Genomic DNA, 16,444 nt, shown 5'->3' with positions numbered 1-16,444 from the left:
CATGCTGACCGACGAATCCCTGATGCGGGCGGACGCCTTTGTGAACGGGCGCTGGCATGGGACGGCCCACCGCTTTGCCGTCACTGATCCCGCGACGGGTGAGACCGTGGCGCGGGTCGCAAGGCTTGATGCGGCGCAGGCCCGTGCGGCCGTCGATGCCGCGCAGGCCGCCTTTGCCGGCTGGGCGGCGCTCTTGCCGCAGGAACGCGCCGCCGTGCTGATGCGCTGGCATCGGCTGATCGTCGAGGCGCGCGAGGATCTGGCGCGGCTGATGACCGCCGAACAGGGCAAGCCGCTGTCGGAATCGCGCGGAGAGATCGACTATGCCGCCAGCTTTGTCGAATTCTATTCCGAAGAAGCCAAGCGTCCGAACATCGAAAGCGTGACCTCGCATCTCTCCACCGCCGAGATGGAGCTTTGGCGCGAACCGCTGGGTGTGGCCGCGCTGATCACGCCCTGGAATTTCCCCTGTGCGATGATTACCCGCAAGGCGGCGGCCGCCTTGGCTGCCGGTTGCACGGTGGTCGTGCATCCCTCGGCCGAGACCCCGCTTTCGGCAACGGCGCTGGCCGAACTGGCCGATCGTGCGGGGTTCCCGGCCGGGGTCTTCAACGTGGTGACGGGCGACGCGCCCGAGATCGTCGGCGAATGGTGCGGCGATGCGCGCGTGCGGGCGCTCAGCTTCACCGGCTCGACGCGGGTGGGCAAGCTTTTGTATCGCCAAAGCGCCGAGACCGTGAAGCGGCTGGTGCTGGAACTGGGCGGCCATGCCCCCTTCATCGTCTTTGCCGATTGCGACATCGACCTGGCGGTGGACGAGGCGATCAAGGCGAAATTCGCCACCTCGGGGCAGGACTGTCTGGGCGCCAACCGGTTTCTGATCGAACGGCCGATCTATGACGAATTCTGCCGCCGCTTTACTGCCGCCGCCGCCGCCCTGACGCTGGGACCGGGGATCGAGGACCGCGACCTTGGCCCGCTGATGAACGAGGGCGCGGTCAAGAAGCAAGAGGAACAGGTCTCAGACGCGCTGGCCAAGGGTGCACGCCTGCTGACCGGGGGGGCGCGCGACCCGCAGGGGCCGCTGTTTTACCGGCCGACCGTGCTGGCCGACGTGCCGCCCGAGGCGCTGATCTTTCGCGAAGAAACATTTGGTCCCGTCGCCGCCATCGCACCTTTCGACAGCGAAGACGAGGCGACGCGGATCGCCAACGGCACCGAATACGGCCTTGTCGCCTATGTCCACAGCCGCGATCCGCGCCGCATCTATCGCCTGTCGCGCGCACTGGAATTCGGCATGGTCGCCGTGAACCGCACCAAGGTCACCGGCGCGCCGATCCCCTTTGGCGGCATGAAGCAATCCGGCCTTGGCCGCGAGGGCAGCCGCCACGGCCTCGAGGCCTTTACCGAGATAAAATACGTCTGCCGCGACTGGGCAGAAACAAGGAGAGCGTGATGCTGACCAATGACGAGCTGTCCAAATGGGACCGCGAAAACCTGTTCCACCCCTCGACCAACCTTGGCCAATTCGCGCGCGGCGAGGGGCCGCAGCGCATCATCTCGGGTGCCGAGGGCGTGCATATCATCGACCGCGACGGCAACCGGCTGCTGGATGGTTTCGCAGGGCTTTACTGCGTGAACGTGGGTTACGGCCGCACCGAAATCGCCGAGGCCATCGCCCGGCAGGCGCATGAGCTGGCCTATTATCATTCCTATGCCGGGCATGGGTCCGAAGCCTCGATCACGCTGGCGAAAATGGTCATGGACCGCGCACCCAAGGCTATGGCGCGCGTCTATTTCGGGCTTGGCGGCTCGGACGCCAATGAAACGAACGTCAAGCTGGTCTGGTATTACAACAATATCCGGGGGTTGCCGCAGAAGAAAAAGATCATCTCGCGCTGGCGGGGTTATCACGGTTCCGGGCTGATGACCGGATCGCTGACCGGGCTTGAGCTGTTTCACAAGAAATTCGACCTGCCGCTGGCGCAGGTGATCCATACCGATGCGCCCTATTACTTCCGCCGCAAGGATGCGGGCATGACCGAGGAAGAGTTCAGCGCCCATTGCGCCGAGGAACTGGAAAAACTGATCGCGGCAGAGGGCGCGGACACCATCGCCGCCTTTATCGGAGAACCCGTGCTGGGCACGGGCGGCATTGTCCCGCCGCCCAAGGGATACTGGCAGGCGATCCAGAAGGTGCTGGCGCGTCACGACATCCTGCTGATCGCCGACGAGGTGGTGACCGGCTTTGGTCGGCTGGGTTCGATGTTCGGCAGCGATCACTACGGGATGACGCCCGATATCATCACCTGCGCCAAGGGGCTGACCTCGGCCTATGCGCCGCTTTCGGGCAGCATCGTCGGGCAAAAGGTCTGGGACGTGCTGATGCAGGGCACCGACGAATATGGCGTGCTGGGCCATGGCTGGACCTATTCCGCCCATCCCATCGGCGCGGCGGCGGGCATCGCCAACCTGCGGCTGATCGACGAGCTTGGGCTGGTCGAGAACGCCGGCCGGATCGGCCGCTATCTGAACGACCGCATGCAAGCCGCCCTGGGCGGCCATGCGCATGTCGGCGAAGTCCGGGGCGAGGGCATGCTTTGCGCGGTCGAGCTGGTCCGCGACCGTGACACGCGCGGATTTTTCGATGCCGCCGAAGGCGTGGGCGGCAAGGTTGTCGCGGCCATGCTGAAACGCGGGGTTATCGCGCGCGCCATGCCGCAGGGCGATATTATCGGCCTTGCCCCGCCGCTTTGCCTGACTCAGGCCGAGGCGGATGTGATCGTGGATGTCACTGCCGAATCCCTGCATGAAATCCTTGGCTGAAGAAAGGGGGACCCGCGTGACAACCGCGATACCCCGGACGATGTGCGCCATGGTCCTGATCGGCCATGGCGGCGTCGAACGTCTGGAATGGCACGAGGACTGGCCCGTTCCCCGTCCCGCGCCGGGCGAGGTGCTGGTGCGCATCACCGGCTGCGCCAAGAACAACACCGACCGCAAGGTGCGCGAAGGGCTGTATTCCACCGCCGATAATGGGGCCGTGACCTCGTTCGCCATGGCTGGGGACACGTTGACCTTTCCGCGCATTCAGGGTGCGGATGTGGTCGGGCAAGTCGTCGGCGTGGGCGAAGGTGTCTCTTCCGCAAGGATCGGTGAAAGGGGGCTTCTGGATTTCAATATCTATCCCGATGCCCGCCCCGATCTGAATCTGGCGCCGGATTATTTCGGCCATGGCGCCGATGGCGGCTTTGCGGAATATGGCTGCTTCCCTTCGGACCAGTTCCACGCCGTTGCCGATCCGGCGCTGGGCGATGCCGAACTGGCGACGCTGGGGATGTGTTCGTGGCAGACCGGCTATCGCATGATGACCTCGGCCGGGGTCCGCGAGGGAGAGCACATTCTGGTCACCGGCGCATCGGGCGGGGTCGGGACCGCGCTTTTGCAGCTTTGCCGGGTCGTCGGCGCGATACCCCATGCCATCGCCAGTTCCGGCAAGGCCGAGGCACTGCTTGCGCTGGGTGCGGAATCGGTGATCGACCGCAACGGGGTTAGCGATTGGTCCGCCACCATCGACAAGGCGACGGGCGGGGCAATGATCGACGCGGTGATGGATCTGGTCGGCGGGGACATGACCGTCCCCCTGATCCAGGCCATGTGCCGCGACATGCGCAGCAGGAAGACATTGCCCCGCCTGTCCATCGCGGGGGCCAGCGCCGGCAACGTGACCTCGCTGCCCTGGACGCTGATCTACCTGAATCAGGTCAGGATCTTTGGCGTCTCGCACGGCACCCGCAACGAGGCGCGGCAGTTGATCGACTGGATCCGGGCAGGTCGGCTGAAACCGGTGCTGGCCGGGATCATGCCCCTGTCCCGGCTGCACGAGGCAGAGCGTATCTTTGTCGAACGCGGCGGCGATTTCGTCGGAAAGCTGGTCGTCGTCCCGGACCGGATCATTGCCGAGCAGGGGCTGAAAGTCATGGACGGATAGCAACAGGGCCGGGATCAGCAAAGGGTATTCAGGTGCCGCGCAGCCAGTCCGGCGCGTTGCGGATTTCGTCCACGCCGGCCAGCGGTGCGATGCGCTGAAGTTCGGTTTCCAGCGCGGCAAGGCGGACTTGGCCCATGCGCACGCCCGGCTCGGGCCAGAAGGCGCGGATGGCCAGTGCGCCGTCCTCGCGTTTGGCGTCCAGCCGGCCGATCAGCCGGTCGCCCTGCATGACCGGAAATACGTAATAGCCGTATTGCCGTTTTGGCGCGGGCACGAAAATCTCGATGCGATAGCGGAAACCGAACAACCGCTCGGCCCGTGCGCGGTCGCGCAACGCCGGGTCGAAGGGCGAAAGCAGGCGGACCCGGGACGAGGGCTCGGGCAGAGAGGGGGCAAGGTCCGGCACCTCTGGGCGGCAATAGCTGCGCCGGAGCTGCCCATCGACCGTTTCCACGTCGATTTCGATGATCCGTCCCGCTGCTAGCGCCTCGGCGCACCACAATTTCGCCTCGTCCCGGCTGGCGATTTCAAAAAAGGCCGCCAGCTCGCCGCTGGTGGCAAAGCCCAGCCGCTCCAGCGCCGCCATCATCGCCCAGTCGACGATCTCGGCATCGTCCAGCCGGGTGTTCAGATGCTCGGCCGGAATGACGCGTTCGGCCAGATCATAGACCTTGCGAAAGCCTGCCCGGTGTCGGATCGCCAGCCTGCCCGAACGCCACAGATATTCCAGTGCGGTCTTGGACGGATGCCAGTCCCACCAGCCGCCCGAGCCCTTGGGCTCGTCCCCGCCCAGATCCGACGAACTGGCCGGGCCGTGGTCGGCGATGTGGCGCAGCACTGTGTCGAATTCCGCGTCCCAGCCCTCGCGCCGCCATTTCGGCCAGCGGCGCTGCATATGCGCCTCGTCCCGGGCGAACTTCAGCCGCCACATCGGGTAAAAGCGCATCGGGATGACGGCGGCGTCATGGGTCCAATGCTCGAATGCGGCGCGGTGGTTGGCGATCAGGCTGTCCAGCGCCGGCGGCCGGTATTGGCCGCGACGCGACCACAGGATCAGGTCATGCGACCGCGCCAGAGTGTTGACGCTGTCCACCTGCACAAAGCCCAGATCCTCCAGCACGCCGGACAGATCCGCGCCCTTGCCCGGCCCCCGGCCCGGCCTGAGCAGCAGATGCCGGTCCAGAAACAGCCGGCGCGCATCGCGGTTTTTCAGCAAGGGGCGGGTCATCGTGAAAGCCTGTCTTTGGCCTTGGCGAGACTGTCATAACCATTCGGGACAAAAAATAGCCAATCGGTTTCTGGTCCCATGGCGGTTGCCCTTGTGCTTCTTTTACCCGCCATGCGCGAAATGTCGCACCTGACCTACAATATCTTGACGAATTTATCGGTTTAGTCGCTAAATATGGGCGTCACGGTTCTTTCGGGTCGATCCAACCCGAAAGCCAAGAGGGAAGCCGGTGCGCCTTTCGGGGCAAGGCCGGCGCTGCCCCCGCAACTGTAAGCAGCGAGCCTGCGCCGGATCATGCCACTGGTGCCGCAAGGCATTGGGAAGGCCGGCAAGGGCAGCGACCTGCGAGCCAGGAGACCTGCCGCGACGACGAAGATGAACCACGGACGGGGTGTCCGGCGGTGCGTTTGGCGATGCGGCCTTGTCGGCCCATGGCCCAAAGCGTCCGTGCCTGCCCCGTCCACAGCACCACGGGGAACAGATGCGGGCAGTATTCATAACCAGTCTTGTCAAAGCCGGGGCGATCCCCCCAAGCGCGGCAAGTGGCAGGCGCGCCAGCGCCGTCCTTGGCCGGAACCGGGCAACGGGGGTGGCCTGCTGATGTCGGCGCCCATCGCACCCGCGCCTGAAACCGCACAGCCCGGCCATGTCTTGGAACGGCGTGACGTCGCCGTCGATGTGGCCTCGTCGGTCAACGAATATCTCGACCGCGCCGATTGGCGGGTGAATGCCAATGCCAATCAGGACTATTCGCTGGGCGGGCTGATCCTGAACGTCTCGGGCAAGGTGATCGCCAATTACTGGCTGTCGCATGTCTATTCGCCCGCAGTCGGTCACGCGCACCGGCAGGGCGATCTGCATATCCACGACCTTGACATGCTGGCGGGCTATTGCGCCGGCTGGTCGCTGCGCACGCTGCTGACCGAAGGGTTCAATGGTGTCCCCGGCAAGGTCGAAGCCGGCCCGCCCAAACGCCTGTCCAGCGCCATTGGCCAGATCGTGAACTTTCTGGGCACCTTGCAGAACGAATGGGCCGGGGCGCAGGCCTTCAGTTCGTTCGATACCTATATGGCGCCCTTCATCCGCAAGGACGGGCTGGGTTACGCCGAGGTGCGGCAAGGGATGCAGGAACTGATCTTCAACCTCAACGTGCCCTCGCGCTGGGGCACGCAGACCCCGTTCACCAACCTGACCTTTGACTGGGTCTGCCCCGAGGACCTGCGCGACGACGTGCCGATCATCGGCGGCCAGCCGATGGATTTCACCTATGGCGAGTTGCAGGCTGAAATGGACATGATCAACCGCGCCTATATCGAGGTGATGACGCGCGGCGATGAAAAGGGCAGGGTGTTCACCTTCCCGATCCCGACCTACAACATCACCCCGGATTTCCCGTGGGAAAGCGAAAATGCCGTGCGGCTGTTCGAGATGACGGCGAAATACGGCCTGCCCTATTTCCAGAACTTCCTGAACTCGGACCTCAAGCCAAACATGGTGCGCTCTATGTGCTGCCGGTTGCAACTGGACCTGACCGAGCTGCTCAAGCGTGGCAACGGGCTGTTCGGCAGCGCCGAGCAGACAGGATCGCTGGGCGTCGTTACCGTCAACTGCGCGCGGCTGGGCCATCTGTACAAGGGCGACGAGGCGGGGTTGCTTCGGCGGCTGGATCAGTTGCTGGAGCTTGGCCGCGACAGTCTGGAAATCAAGCGCGGCGTGATCCAGCGACTGATGGACGACGGGCTGTTTCCCTATAGCCGGCGCTATCTTGGAACGTTGCGCAACCATTTCTCGACGCTGGGTGTGAACGGCATCAACGAGATGATCCGCAATTTCACCGATGATGCGCATGACATCACCTCGGAATGGGGTCATGCCTTTGCGCTGCGGTTTCTGGATCATGTGCGGGCGCGCATCACCGCCTTTCAGGAAGAAACCGGGCATCTCTACAACCTGGAAGCCACGCCGGCGGAAGGCACCACCTATCGCTTCGCCAAGGAGGATAAAAAACGCTTCCCCGACATCCTTCAGGCCGGGACCGGGCACGAGCCCTATTACACCAACTCCAGCCAGCTTCCGGTCGGCTTTACCGACGATCCTTTCGAGGCGCTGGAGCGGCAAGAGGCGCTGCAACGCAAATATACCGGCGGCACGGTGCTGCATCTTTACATGGGCACGCAGCTTTCCTCGGCCGATACATGCCGCAAGCTGGTGCGCCGGGCGCTGGAGAATTTCGGCCTGCCCTATATCACCATCACCCCGACATTCTCGGTCTGTCCCAAACACGGCTACATCGCGGGCGAACACCAGTTCTGCCCGCGCTGCGACGAGGAACTGCTCGTGAAAAAGCGGCAAGCCGCCGCGCATTGATTATCAGGAGAAAACCATGTTCGATATTCAGAAAACCAAGCCCGAAGAGATCCTGCTGGCCGACGAGGAACGCCAGCCCTGCGAGATCTGGACCCGCGTGATGGGCTATCACCGCCCCATGTCCTCGTTCAACCGGGGCAAGAAGGGCGAATTCCGCGAGAGGGTGTATTTCAGCGAAACGCAGGCCGATCTTGGCTGAAATCCGCATCGGCGGCCTGCAACGCCTGTCTACCTGCGACTGGCCGGGTCAGTTGGTCGCCACCCTTTTCCTGCAGGGGTGCCCGTGGGATTGCCCCTATTGCCATAACCCGCACCTGATCCCGCCCGAGGCCGAAACCGGGGTGGATTGGGCTGAGGTGATGGCGTTTCTGATGACAAGGCGCGGCCTGCTGGACGGGGTGGTGTTTTCCGGCGGAGAGCCTACGCTTCAACGCGGCTTGCCGCAGGCGATGCAGGCGGTTCGTGCCTTGGGGTTCAGGGTCGGTTTGCATACCGGCGGTCCCTATCCCGCCCGGTTGGCTGCGGTGCTGCCGCTTTGCGATTGGGTGGGCTTTGACGTGAAGGCGCCGTTTTCCGATTACCGCCGCGTGACCGGGGCGGCAGGCAGTGGCGTGAAGGCGCGGGAAAGCCTGCTGCTGCTGCTGGGCAGCGGCGTGGATTACCAGGTCCGCACGACGGTCGATCCAGAATTGATCGACGATGCGGCACTGGCGCGCATGTCTGCCGAACTTGCGCAGCTTGGCGTGGCTGCCCATGTCCTGCAAACCTGTCGCACCGCCGGGACGCGACGGAATCGCCCGGTGCATGTTGCGGATCGAGGGGCCGGCCGCAACCGCGCTTGACCGATACACATGCCGCAGGCGACATTCGTTCCATGCGATCCATTACAGGAGATTTGCCATGCGACTGAGTGCAAGAAACGTGCTGGCCGGAACGGTTACGGAAATCGTCAAGGGCGCCGTGACCAGCCATGTCCGTATAGATATCGGCGGAACAATCGTGACCGCCTCGATCACCAATACGGCGGTCGAGGAACTTGGCCTGAAGGAAGGCGACCGTGCCTCGGCGGTGATCAAGGCCTCCGACGTGATGATCGGCGTGGACGACTAACTCGATAATCGGGCCGCGTTGCATGTTCAACGCGGCCCGCCTTGACGACAATTCCTTGCCAGACCGAAAGAGCCATGGATCCTCGCAGCACCCTTCCCTCGATCGACAAGCTTTTGCGCCAGACCGAGGCGCAGGAACTGATCGTGCGTCACGGGCGCGACAATGTGGTCGGGATGCTGCGCAACCTGTTGCAGGACCGGCGTCAGGCGGCGGGCCGTGGCGACGCGGCGGCGGGTCAAGGGGTGCTGGAGGAATGCGCGGACCGGCTGGCAGCGCGGGCCAGCCCCTCGTTGCGGCCGGTGCTGAACCTGACCGGGACGGTCAACCACACTAATCTGGGCCGTGCGCTGTTGTCGCGGCGCGCTGCCGATGCGGCGTTTCAGGCCATGATCAGCGCGACCAATCTGGAATACGACCTTGATCGTGGCACGCGGGGCAACCGCGACAGCCACGTCGAGGCGCTGATTTGCCGGCTGACCGGTGCCGAGGCTGCGACGGTCGTGAACAACAACGCCGCCGCCGTGATGCTGATGCTGAACACGTTGGCGGCCGGGCGCGAGGTGGTGGTTTCACGCGGCGAACTGGTCGAAATCGGCGGCGCCTTCCGGGTGCCGGATGTGATGAGCGGGGCCGGCTGTCGCTTGCACGAGGTCGGCACCACCAATCGCACCCATCTGCGCGACTTTGCCAATGCGGTGAACGAAGACACCGCCGCCCTGATGAAGGTCCACGCCAGCAATTACTCGATCCAGGGCTTTACCTCCGAGGTGCCGCAGGCCGATCTGGCGGCGCTGGCGCGGCGTCACGGCATTCCGTTCCTGATCGATCTGGGCAGCGGCTCGCTGATCGACCTTGACGCCTTTGGCCTGCCACCCGAGCCAACGGCGCGACAGGCGATCCGGGACGGGGCAGATGCGGTGACCTTCAGCGGGGACAAGCTGCTTGGCGGACCGCAATGCGGCATCATCGCCGGCTCGCGTGCGCTGGTGGACCGGATGCGGGCCAATCCGCTGAAACGCGCCCTGCGGGTGGACAAGATCATTCTGGCCGCGCTGGCAGAGACGCTGCAAAGCCACGACGACCCCCAGCGCGCAAGGGCCGAGATCCCGACGCTGCGCCTGCTGACGCGGCCGCGGGATGAAATCCGGGCGCTGGCCCAGCGGCTTTGCCCGCAGGTTCAGACGGCACTGTCGGGTCTGGCCAATGTTCAGGTCATCGATTGCTCCAGCCAGATCGGCAGCGGTGCGCAACCGGTGGATCTGTTGCCAAGCGCGGGTCTGGCCTTTGCCGAAACCGGCGCTGTGTCGGTTTCGCGTATCGCGCAGGCGTTCCGCGATCTGCCGCTGCCGGTGATCGGCCGGGTGCATAAGGGGCAGTATCTGCTGGATCTGCGCTGCCTTGAGGACGAAGCGCCGTTCCTGTCCCAGCTTGACCGGCTGGACCTTGCCGGGGCTAACCGGGAAGGCCGCTGATGCGCATGGCGGCAAAGCGTTCGCGCAGCCAGCGCGCCGCCGGTCCGCTGGGGCGCTGCTTGTGCCAGACCAGTTCCAGCGCCACCGGCCAGTCGGCCCCGTCGAATTGCAAGGGCGGCGTCACCAGATCGTCCCGGACCGGAGAGTTGTCGATGATGTGATCGGGCACCAGCGCCCAGCCGATCCCCTGCCGGACCATTTGCAGGATGATCCAGTGGCTTTCGACCCACCAGACCTCGGCCGCCGTGCGCAGTCGCTGTTTTTCGGGCCCCTCGCCGCGCACTGCCACCATCAACTGGCGGTGGCGCTTGAGGTCCTCCCAGTCGATCACCGTGCCGGCCAGCGGGTGGTCTTTGCCGCAAACCAGTTTCAGCGGCACCCAGCCCAGAGTGTGAAAAGCGATCTCGGTCGGCAGCACCTCTTGCCGCCACATCACGCCGATATCCGCCTTGCCGTCCAGCACCAGCCGGCCCACGTCCTCCATCATCGGGAACAGCAGCTCCAGTTCGACATGCGGAAAATGCGCCGCGAAATCGGCGAAAAGCGTGCCCAAGGCCTGTTCGGGATAAAGTTCGTCGATGGCGACGACCAGACGATGTTCGACATGGGCCTCGAAGCTGGCGGCGACGCCGATCAGATGTTCGCGGCGGTCCAGCACCACCTTGGCCTCGGCCAGCAACCGCTCGCCTGCCGGAGTCAGCACAGGGTTGCGCCCCTCGCGGCTGAACAGGATCACGCCCAGGTCGTCTTCAAGATTCGAAACCTGTGTGCTGATCGCCGACTGCGCCTTGCGCAGCGCCCGACCGGCTGCCGAGAACGATCCATGCCGGGCGGCCGCGACAAAAGCCTCCAGTTGATCCAGCGATACCGTCATCGACCCATCTTGTTTTCAGATAGAAACTAACTTTGCCTAAGCGAGAATAAAGATAGAAACAGCGCAACCAAGACACAACGGAAAGATTTGAATATGACGATGCGCAGTTTCCCCGACCGGGTGCGGCATGCGCTGATGTTCGAGACCATCGGCCTTGCCATCATCACGCCCGCGACCGCCTGGCTTTACGACAAACCTATCCTCGACATGGGGGTTGTCGGCGTGGGCGCCGCGACCTTGGCCACGGTCTGGACCTTTGTCTTCAACCTCGGCTTCGACCATGCGATGCGTTGGCGTTACGGTCATACCCGCAAGGCGCTGTACCACCGGCTGATGCATACCGCACTGTTCGAATTCGGGCTGCTGATCATGCTTTTGCCGCCGATGGCGTGGTATCTGGGCATGACGCTGTGGCAGACGCTGCTGCTCGACCTGTCGATCGTGGCCTTTTATCTGGTCTATAACTTCGTTTTCAACGTTGTTTACGATCGGGTCTTTCCGCTGCCCGGCGCACCCCGGCCGCTGGCAGCCTAGCTGGGGTCGCAGGAGATTTCATCCAGCAGAAAGGCGCGGAACTTGCGGATCGCGGGACGGTTGCGGCGGCCCTTGGGATAGACCAGCCAAATGCCGCGGCCGGTTTGCGCCACCAGCGGGAAAGGTTGGATCAGCCCACCGGTCGCCAGTTCGAACCGGAAAAAGCGCGGTGTCAGCAGCGCCACGCCGTAACCTTCCAGCGCCGCGCGCGCCTCGTGCAGATCGGTCGAAAGCGTCAGGCCGGGTCGGGTCGGGGTTTCCCAGAAATCCACCCCCGCCGCGCGCATCCAGACCGCCCAGTTGGGATCCAGCCGATCCAGCAGCGGCAGTTTCAGCAGGTCGGCAGGCTCGCGCAATTCGTGCTTTTTCGCCAGTTCGGGCGACAGCATGGGCGTGTATTCGATGGGCATCAGGAAATGCGATTCCAGCCCCGGCCAATCGCCCTCGCCCGCGCGGATGGCGACGGTGATATCCTCACGTCCGAAATCGACCAGATTGTCGGCGGTCTCCAGCCGGACGGCCAGATTGGGGTGATTCATCTGGAACTTGCCCAGCCGGGGCGACAGCCATGCCCCCGCAAAGGTCGGGATGGTCGAGATCGACAGCGTCGAAACCGAATCCGCCGAAGGGTCGGCATAGGCTTCGCGCAGCATGTCGAAAGCGTCGATGGTCGGGCGCGCGAACAGCGCCCCGGTTTCGGTCAGCACGATGCCGCGCGGCTTGCGCAGGAACAGTGGCGCGGCAAGGCGTTCTTCCAGCAGGCGGATCTGATAACTGACGGCGGCCTGGGTCATGCCCAGTTCCTCGGCTGCGCGGGTAAAGCTGAGATGCCGCGCCACCGCCTCAAAGGCGCGCAGGGCGGCGAGCGGAGGAATTGGCATAAGCCTGCCTTATGGATACCTGCTGAGGCTTTGTTGGTCAAACCGGGGGCAGAGTAGCATGATCCGAACATGGATCAACCATGACCACCGAAAGGAGGGCGCTATGCCCGATAATATTGCATGTGACCGCCGGCGCCCGTTTCTGCCGAGCCTGTCCTGGCTGTTCGGTGTAGAGCGTCGTCATAAGCCCAGCCTATCCGACTGCTATGACCGCAATGCGGCCCTGGACGATCCCACGACGCGCAAGGCGCTGGCCGATCTGCCACCGCATCTGTTGCAAGATGTCGGCGTGGTCGACACGCGCAGCGACATGGCGGCCACCTCGCCGCAGGAAGGTGACGCGCTGCGCCGTTTTCTATGGTAAGCCGCTTGGCCTCGCGTCCTTGAACAAGGGGCGCGAGGATCGTCGAAAGGCCTGATTCTTCGGGAATTTCGTAGCCATCTCCGGGTCCGGGCCTGACGTCGCGTGGTGGCGACGGGACGGGAAATTCCGGGCAGCTCTATCCGATGCGAAAAGCGTGGCTCGCGGATGTCAGAGCGGGATGGTCGACAGTGTTCCTGACAAAATAAAAGCGCCGAAACGTATCAGGGACGTCCCGGCGCCGGGGCAGGCGCAGCCTGCGAATGCGAGATCACAGATGGATCGCGGCGAACTTCGTCTCATCGATGCCAAGGCGGCGCAGGTCGGCGGCCGCGGGGTGGCGATGGGCTTCCGTCGCCTCGGCGACGGCGATGGCGGCGCGGAGGGTCGAGAAGACCGATGCGATGGAATGGAACACGCGGTGCATTTTTCTGCCTGTCTGTAAAGTTCATCGAGTATCTTCGATGACCCACAGATGGGGATTGCCGGGCCTTGCCGCAACGCGGCAAAACGGCAAGGCCGCCATGCTGCCAGCACATGACAACCCCGGCCCTTGCGGGGCTGGGGTGTATGGTTGTGGGGGCAAAAGGGGGTTTTAGTCCTCTTCGCCGGCAAGCTGGCTCAGCACTTCGCCCTTGCCGCGCGCGCGCAGAATCAGCGGCACGATCAGCGCCAGTGCGGCGATGCCCAGCAGCACTGCGGCAATGGGCGATTGCACCAGCGTCGTCCAGTCGCCCTGGCTGATCGCCAGTGCCCGGCGCAACTGCTGTTCGGCCATCGGCCCAAGGATCAGGCCGACGACGATGGGCGCGATGGGATAACCGAAAAGCCGCATCACATAGCCCAGCAAACCAAAGCCCAGGAGCATCCCCAACTCGAAGCTTGAGGGGTTGGCGCCAATCGTGCCCAGCGTCGCAAACAGCAGGATGCCGGCATAAAGCCATTGCTTCGGCACCGTCAGCAACTTTACCCACAGCCCGATCAGCGGCAGGTTCAGCACCAGAAGCATGGCGTTCGCGATCAGAAGCGAGGCGATCAGCCCCCAGACCAGCGTCGGGTTGGTGGCGAACAAAAGCGGGCCGGGCTGCAAACCAAATTGCTGAAAACCCGCCAGCATGATTGCCGCCGTGGCCGAGGTCGGCAGCCCCAGCGTCAGCAGTGGCACCAGAGTGCCGGCGGCCGAGGCGTTGTTGGCGGCCTCGGGTCCGGCGACGCCTTCGATTGCGCCGTGGCCGAATTCCTCGGGGTGCTTGGTCAGCTTTTTCTCGGCGGCATAGGACAGGAAGGTGCCGATCTCGGCCCCGCCCGCGGGCATGGCGCCGATGGGAAAGCCGATGGCGGTGCCGCGCAGCCACGGTTTCCACGACCGGGCCCAGTCGCGGCGGCTCATCCAGATCGAGCCTTTAACGGCGATGACCTCGTCGTCCTGCTGGTTGCGCTGCCCGGCGATGAACAGTGCCTCGCCCAGTGCGAACATGGCGACGGCCATGGTCGTGACCTCGATCCCGTCCAACAGTTCGGGCATGCCGAATGACAGCCGCGCCTGACCCGTCAACTGGTCGATGCCGACGCATGCGAGCGCCAGACCCAGAAACAACGAGGTCAGCCCGCGCAGCGCTGAATCGCCGAATGCGGCCGAGACGGTGACAAAGGCCAGAACCATCAGCGCGAAATATTCGCGCGGGCCAAAGACCAGCGCCAGCTTGACGATGGTTGGCGCAAGAAAGGCCAGCAGCAGCGTCGCGATCAGGCCGGCGATGAAAGAGCCGATGGCGGCGGTGGCCAGCGCCGGCCCTCCGCGCCCCTTGCGGGCCATCTTGTTGCCTTCGAGCGCGGTGATGATCGAGGCGCTTTCGCCCGGCGTATTCAGCAGGATCGAGGTGGTCGAGCCGCCATACATGCCGCCGTAATAGATGCCCGCGAACATGATCAGCGAACCGGCCGGGTCCAGCCGGTAGGTGACGGGCAAAAGCAGCGCCACGGTCAGCGCCGGACCGATGCCGGGCAGCACACCGACAGCGGTGCCCAGCGTCACGCCGATCAGCGCGTAAAGCAGCATCATCGGATCCGAGGCGGTGCCGAGCCCTTGCAGCAGGAATTCGAATGCACTCATGGTTCAGCCCCGCGGAAAGACCAGTTGCTCAAGCGGCCCCGCAGGCAGGTGCAGCATCAGCAGTTGCGAGAAAATCGCCCAGACAAAGAAGGCGACGACGATGCCGATGGGAATGGTCATCGCCATGTTGCGCTTGCCAAAAGCGCGGGCGGTGCAGCCGAAAAGGATGCCGGTGGCGATGGAAAAGCCCGCGACATGCAGCAGCATCAGTTGGGCCGCCAGTCCCGCCACGATCCACAGGACCGGCGCGACGTTCTGCGGCGGGCGTTCGGGAAAGTCGCCGCGCAATGCCGCGACGACGGTCCAGACCGCAAGGCCCATCAGACCCAAGCCTACCACGCGCGGCACGCTGGCGGGGCCGACGCCGGAATAGCCGCCCAGATCGGCAAGGCGCGTGCTGTCCCACAGCATCACGGCGCCGATCACAACCAGTCCGGCGGCGATGATGAGCGCCGCCGTATCCCGGCGGCGCGGCTGTTCATGGTCCGACGTGCTCATTTCACCAGACCGATGTCCCTGAGGATCGCGTCGGTCGCGGCGATGTCCTTTTCAAGCTGCGCTTCGAATTCGGGACCGGCCAGCCAAGTGTCCATCCAGCCCTTGTCGGAAAGCTGCTTTTGCCAGGCTTCGGATTTCGCCATCTTTTCCATGTCGGCGGTCACTTTGGCTTTTTGTTCGTCCGACAGGCCCGGCGCGGCGGCGACCATGCGCCAGTTTTCCAGCGTCACGTCCAGCCCCGCTTCTTGCAGCGTGGGCGCATCCACGCCCTCAAGACGCTCGGGCGAGGTGACGGCCAGCAGGCGCAGCGTGCCAGCCTGGATCTGGGCCTCGAATTCGCCCAGCGAGGAAATGCCCGCCGTCACCTGATTGCCCAGGATCGCGGCCAGTGCCTCGCCGCCACCGGAATAGGCGATGTAGTTGATCTTGGTGGGATCGACGCCTGCCGCCTTGGCGATCAGGCCCACGGCGATATGGTCGGTGCCCCCGGCCGAGCCGCCCGCCCAGCTGACCGCACCGGGATCGGCCTTCAGCGCCTCGATCAGCCCTGCGATGTCCTGAATGGGCGAGGCGGCGGGAACCACGATCGCCTCGTATTCGCCGGTCAGCCGCGCGATGGGCGTCACATCCGTCAGCGAGACGGGGGAATTGTTGGTCAGGATGGCCCCGACCATGACATAACCGCCGACGATCAGCGCATCGGGGTTGCCCTTGTTCTGGCTGGCGAATTGCGCAAGCCCGATGGTGCCGCCGGCACCGGGCACGTTTTGCACCTGTGCCGATTTCGAGATGCCTTCCTCTTGCAGCACGGTCTGCATGGTGCGGGCGGTCTGATCCCAGCCGCCGCCCGGATTGGCGGGGGCGATGATGGTGTAATCGGCCATGGCCGGAACCGCGAGGGCCCCCGCGAACAGGCTGGCGAGAACAAATTGCTTCATGGTCTTCCTCCGCATCGACCGGGCGCATCTGCGCCGGTCCCGTTATCCGTTTTTCATCTGGTGGCCCGCATCTCTCC

General features: G+C 64.4%; 17 protein-coding genes and 1 riboswitch. Of the genes, 10 read left to right on the top strand and 7 right to left on the bottom strand.

What is annotated here, in order from left to right:
* Position 1 precedes the first annotated feature (1 nt).
* Genes JWJ88_RS19995 through JWJ88_RS19985 form a run of 3 tightly spaced genes read left to right on the top strand, consistent with a single transcriptional unit; the run spans position 2 to position 3,991 of the window.
* Positions 2-1,456, top strand: coding sequence for an NAD-dependent succinate-semialdehyde dehydrogenase (locus JWJ88_RS19995; protein ID WP_205296921.1), 1,455 nt, complete (start codon positions 2-4; stop codon positions 1,454-1,456).
* On the top strand, positions 1,456-2,826 hold the full coding sequence (locus JWJ88_RS19990; protein ID WP_205296164.1) for an aspartate aminotransferase family protein: 1,371 nt from the start codon (positions 1,456-1,458) through the stop codon (positions 2,824-2,826). The genes JWJ88_RS19995 and JWJ88_RS19990 overlap by 1 nt, the downstream gene beginning before the upstream one ends.
* Positions 2,827-2,842: 16 nt before the next feature.
* Positions 2,843-3,991, top strand: coding sequence for a zinc-binding dehydrogenase (locus tag JWJ88_RS19985; RefSeq protein WP_240200312.1), 1,149 nt, complete (start codon positions 2,843-2,845; stop codon positions 3,989-3,991).
* Between the two features lie 28 nt (positions 3,992-4,019).
* On the opposite strand, the gene JWJ88_RS19980 is transcribed toward JWJ88_RS19985, so the two are convergent.
* The gene (locus JWJ88_RS19980) at positions 4,020-5,219 is read right to left on the bottom strand and encodes a winged helix-turn-helix domain-containing protein (protein ID WP_205296163.1); all 1,200 of its coding nucleotides are present in this window, start codon (positions 5,217-5,219) and stop codon (positions 4,020-4,022) included.
* A 167-nt stretch (positions 5,220-5,386) separates the two neighbouring features.
* A riboswitch (cobalamin riboswitch) is annotated at positions 5,387-5,599 on the top strand.
* Positions 5,600-5,819: 220 nt separating this feature from the next.
* Between JWJ88_RS19980 and JWJ88_RS19975 the strand changes: the two genes are divergently transcribed.
* The 5 genes from JWJ88_RS19975 to selA all read left to right on the top strand — a co-directional run bounded on the left by JWJ88_RS19975 (position 5,820) and on the right by selA (position 10,168).
* A complete protein-coding gene (locus JWJ88_RS19975; protein WP_205296162.1) occupies positions 5,820-7,586 on the top strand; it encodes a ribonucleoside triphosphate reductase in 1,767 nt (588 codons plus the stop codon).
* 16 nt (positions 7,587-7,602) lie between these two features.
* On the top strand, positions 7,603-7,785 hold the full coding sequence (nrdD, locus tag JWJ88_RS19970) for an anaerobic ribonucleoside-triphosphate reductase (RefSeq protein ID WP_205296161.1): 183 nt from the start codon (positions 7,603-7,605) through the stop codon (positions 7,783-7,785).
* On the top strand, positions 7,778-8,428 hold the full coding sequence (locus JWJ88_RS19965; RefSeq protein ID WP_205296160.1) for an anaerobic ribonucleoside-triphosphate reductase activating protein: 651 nt from the start codon (positions 7,778-7,780) through the stop codon (positions 8,426-8,428). Before nrdD ends, JWJ88_RS19965 begins: the two co-directional genes overlap by 8 nt.
* A 58-nt stretch (positions 8,429-8,486) precedes the next feature.
* Positions 8,487-8,696, top strand: a complete 210-nt coding sequence (locus JWJ88_RS19960; RefSeq protein WP_205296159.1) for a TOBE domain-containing protein — start codon at positions 8,487-8,489, stop codon at positions 8,694-8,696.
* 74 nt (positions 8,697-8,770) lie between these two features.
* Positions 8,771-10,168: an L-seryl-tRNA(Sec) selenium transferase gene (selA, locus tag JWJ88_RS19955; protein WP_205296158.1), complete on the top strand. Its 1,398-nt coding sequence runs from the start codon at positions 8,771-8,773 to the stop codon at positions 10,166-10,168.
* Here the strand turns inward: selA and JWJ88_RS19950 are convergent.
* Positions 10,149-11,042 carry a LysR family transcriptional regulator gene (locus JWJ88_RS19950; RefSeq protein ID WP_205296157.1) on the bottom strand — a complete coding sequence of 298 codons (894 nt, stop codon included), beginning with the start codon at positions 11,040-11,042 and terminating at the stop codon, positions 10,149-10,151. The genes selA and JWJ88_RS19950 overlap by 20 nt on opposite strands.
* 93 nt (positions 11,043-11,135) lie before the next feature.
* Here JWJ88_RS19950 and JWJ88_RS19945 point away from each other — a divergent pair, with 93 nt between their 5' ends.
* Entirely contained in the window at positions 11,136-11,576 is a 441-nt protein-coding gene (locus tag JWJ88_RS19945) for a PACE efflux transporter (protein WP_205296156.1), read from the top strand.
* On the opposite strand, the gene JWJ88_RS19940 is transcribed toward JWJ88_RS19945, so the two are convergent.
* On the bottom strand, positions 11,573-12,457 hold the full coding sequence (locus tag JWJ88_RS19940; RefSeq protein WP_205296155.1) for a LysR substrate-binding domain-containing protein: 885 nt from the start codon (positions 12,455-12,457) through the stop codon (positions 11,573-11,575). The two genes, JWJ88_RS19945 and JWJ88_RS19940, sit on opposite strands and share 4 nt — an antisense overlap.
* A 103-nt stretch (positions 12,458-12,560) precedes the next feature.
* On the opposite strand from JWJ88_RS19940, the gene JWJ88_RS19935 reads away from it, so the two are divergent.
* Positions 12,561-12,821, top strand: coding sequence for a hypothetical protein (locus JWJ88_RS19935; protein WP_205296154.1), 261 nt, complete (start codon positions 12,561-12,563; stop codon positions 12,819-12,821).
* 268 nt (positions 12,822-13,089) lie between these two features.
* Here the strand turns inward: JWJ88_RS19935 and JWJ88_RS19930 are convergent, their stop codons facing one another.
* The 4 genes from JWJ88_RS19930 to JWJ88_RS19915 all read right to left on the bottom strand — a co-directional run bounded on the left by JWJ88_RS19930 (position 13,090) and on the right by JWJ88_RS19915 (position 16,367).
* Positions 13,090-13,245, bottom strand: coding sequence for a hypothetical protein (locus tag JWJ88_RS19930; RefSeq protein WP_205296153.1), 156 nt, complete (start codon positions 13,243-13,245; stop codon positions 13,090-13,092).
* 168 nt (positions 13,246-13,413) lie between these two features.
* Positions 13,414-14,931, bottom strand: a complete 1,518-nt coding sequence (locus tag JWJ88_RS19925; protein ID WP_205296152.1) for a tripartite tricarboxylate transporter permease — start codon at positions 14,929-14,931, stop codon at positions 13,414-13,416.
* A gap of 3 nt (positions 14,932-14,934) precedes the next feature.
* Entirely contained in the window at positions 14,935-15,429 is a 495-nt protein-coding gene (locus tag JWJ88_RS19920; RefSeq protein ID WP_205296151.1) for a tripartite tricarboxylate transporter TctB family protein, read from the bottom strand.
* Positions 15,426-16,367, bottom strand: a complete 942-nt coding sequence (locus tag JWJ88_RS19915; protein WP_205296150.1) for a Bug family tripartite tricarboxylate transporter substrate binding protein — start codon at positions 16,365-16,367, stop codon at positions 15,426-15,428. Before JWJ88_RS19915 ends, JWJ88_RS19920 begins: the two co-directional genes overlap by 4 nt.
* Between the last annotated feature and the right edge of the window lie 77 nt (positions 16,368-16,444).

The sequence above is a fragment of the Paracoccus methylovorus genome, from assembly GCF_016919705.1.
Lineage (GTDB): Bacteria > Pseudomonadota > Alphaproteobacteria > Rhodobacterales > Rhodobacteraceae > Paracoccus > Paracoccus methylovorus.
Note: the sequence above shows the minus strand (reverse complement) of the source record. Positions and strands in the feature narration are given on the sequence as shown.

What these genes read in the sequence shown, in the direction of transcription:
- JWJ88_RS19960 (WP_205296159.1), top strand. Translation starts at nt 8,487, where the DNA reads ATGCGACTGAGTGCAAGAAACGTGCTGGCCGGAACGGTTACGGAAATC.
- selA (WP_205296158.1), top strand. Translation starts at nt 8,771, where the DNA reads ATGGATCCTCGCAGCACCCTTCCCTCGATCGACAAGCTTTTGCGCCAG.
- JWJ88_RS19950 (WP_205296157.1), bottom strand. Translation starts at nt 11,042, where the DNA reads ATGACGGTATCGCTGGATCAACTGGAGGCTTTTGTCGCGGCCGCCCGG.
- JWJ88_RS19925 (WP_205296152.1), bottom strand. Translation starts at nt 14,931, where the DNA reads ATGAGTGCATTCGAATTCCTGCTGCAAGGGCTCGGCACCGCCTCGGAT.
- JWJ88_RS19975 (WP_205296162.1), top strand. Translation starts at nt 5,820, where the DNA reads ATGTCGGCGCCCATCGCACCCGCGCCTGAAACCGCACAGCCCGGCCAT.
- JWJ88_RS19930 (WP_205296153.1), bottom strand. Translation starts at nt 13,245, where the DNA reads ATGCACCGCGTGTTCCATTCCATCGCATCGGTCTTCTCGACCCTCCGC.
- JWJ88_RS19935 (WP_205296154.1), top strand. Translation starts at nt 12,561, where the DNA reads ATGCCCGATAATATTGCATGTGACCGCCGGCGCCCGTTTCTGCCGAGC.
- JWJ88_RS19980 (WP_205296163.1), bottom strand. Translation starts at nt 5,219, where the DNA reads ATGACCCGCCCCTTGCTGAAAAACCGCGATGCGCGCCGGCTGTTTCTG.
- JWJ88_RS19920 (WP_205296151.1), bottom strand. Translation starts at nt 15,429, where the DNA reads ATGAGCACGTCGGACCATGAACAGCCGCGCCGCCGGGATACGGCGGCG.
- JWJ88_RS19990 (WP_205296164.1), top strand. Translation starts at nt 1,456, where the DNA reads ATGCTGACCAATGACGAGCTGTCCAAATGGGACCGCGAAAACCTGTTC.
- nrdD (WP_205296161.1), top strand. Translation starts at nt 7,603, where the DNA reads ATGTTCGATATTCAGAAAACCAAGCCCGAAGAGATCCTGCTGGCCGAC.
- JWJ88_RS19915 (WP_205296150.1), bottom strand. Translation starts at nt 16,367, where the DNA reads ATGAAGCAATTTGTTCTCGCCAGCCTGTTCGCGGGGGCCCTCGCGGTT.
- JWJ88_RS19940 (WP_205296155.1), bottom strand. Translation starts at nt 12,457, where the DNA reads ATGCCAATTCCTCCGCTCGCCGCCCTGCGCGCCTTTGAGGCGGTGGCG.
- JWJ88_RS19995 (WP_205296921.1), top strand. Translation starts at nt 2, where the DNA reads ATGCTGACCGACGAATCCCTGATGCGGGCGGACGCCTTTGTGAACGGG.
- JWJ88_RS19945 (WP_205296156.1), top strand. Translation starts at nt 11,136, where the DNA reads ATGACGATGCGCAGTTTCCCCGACCGGGTGCGGCATGCGCTGATGTTC.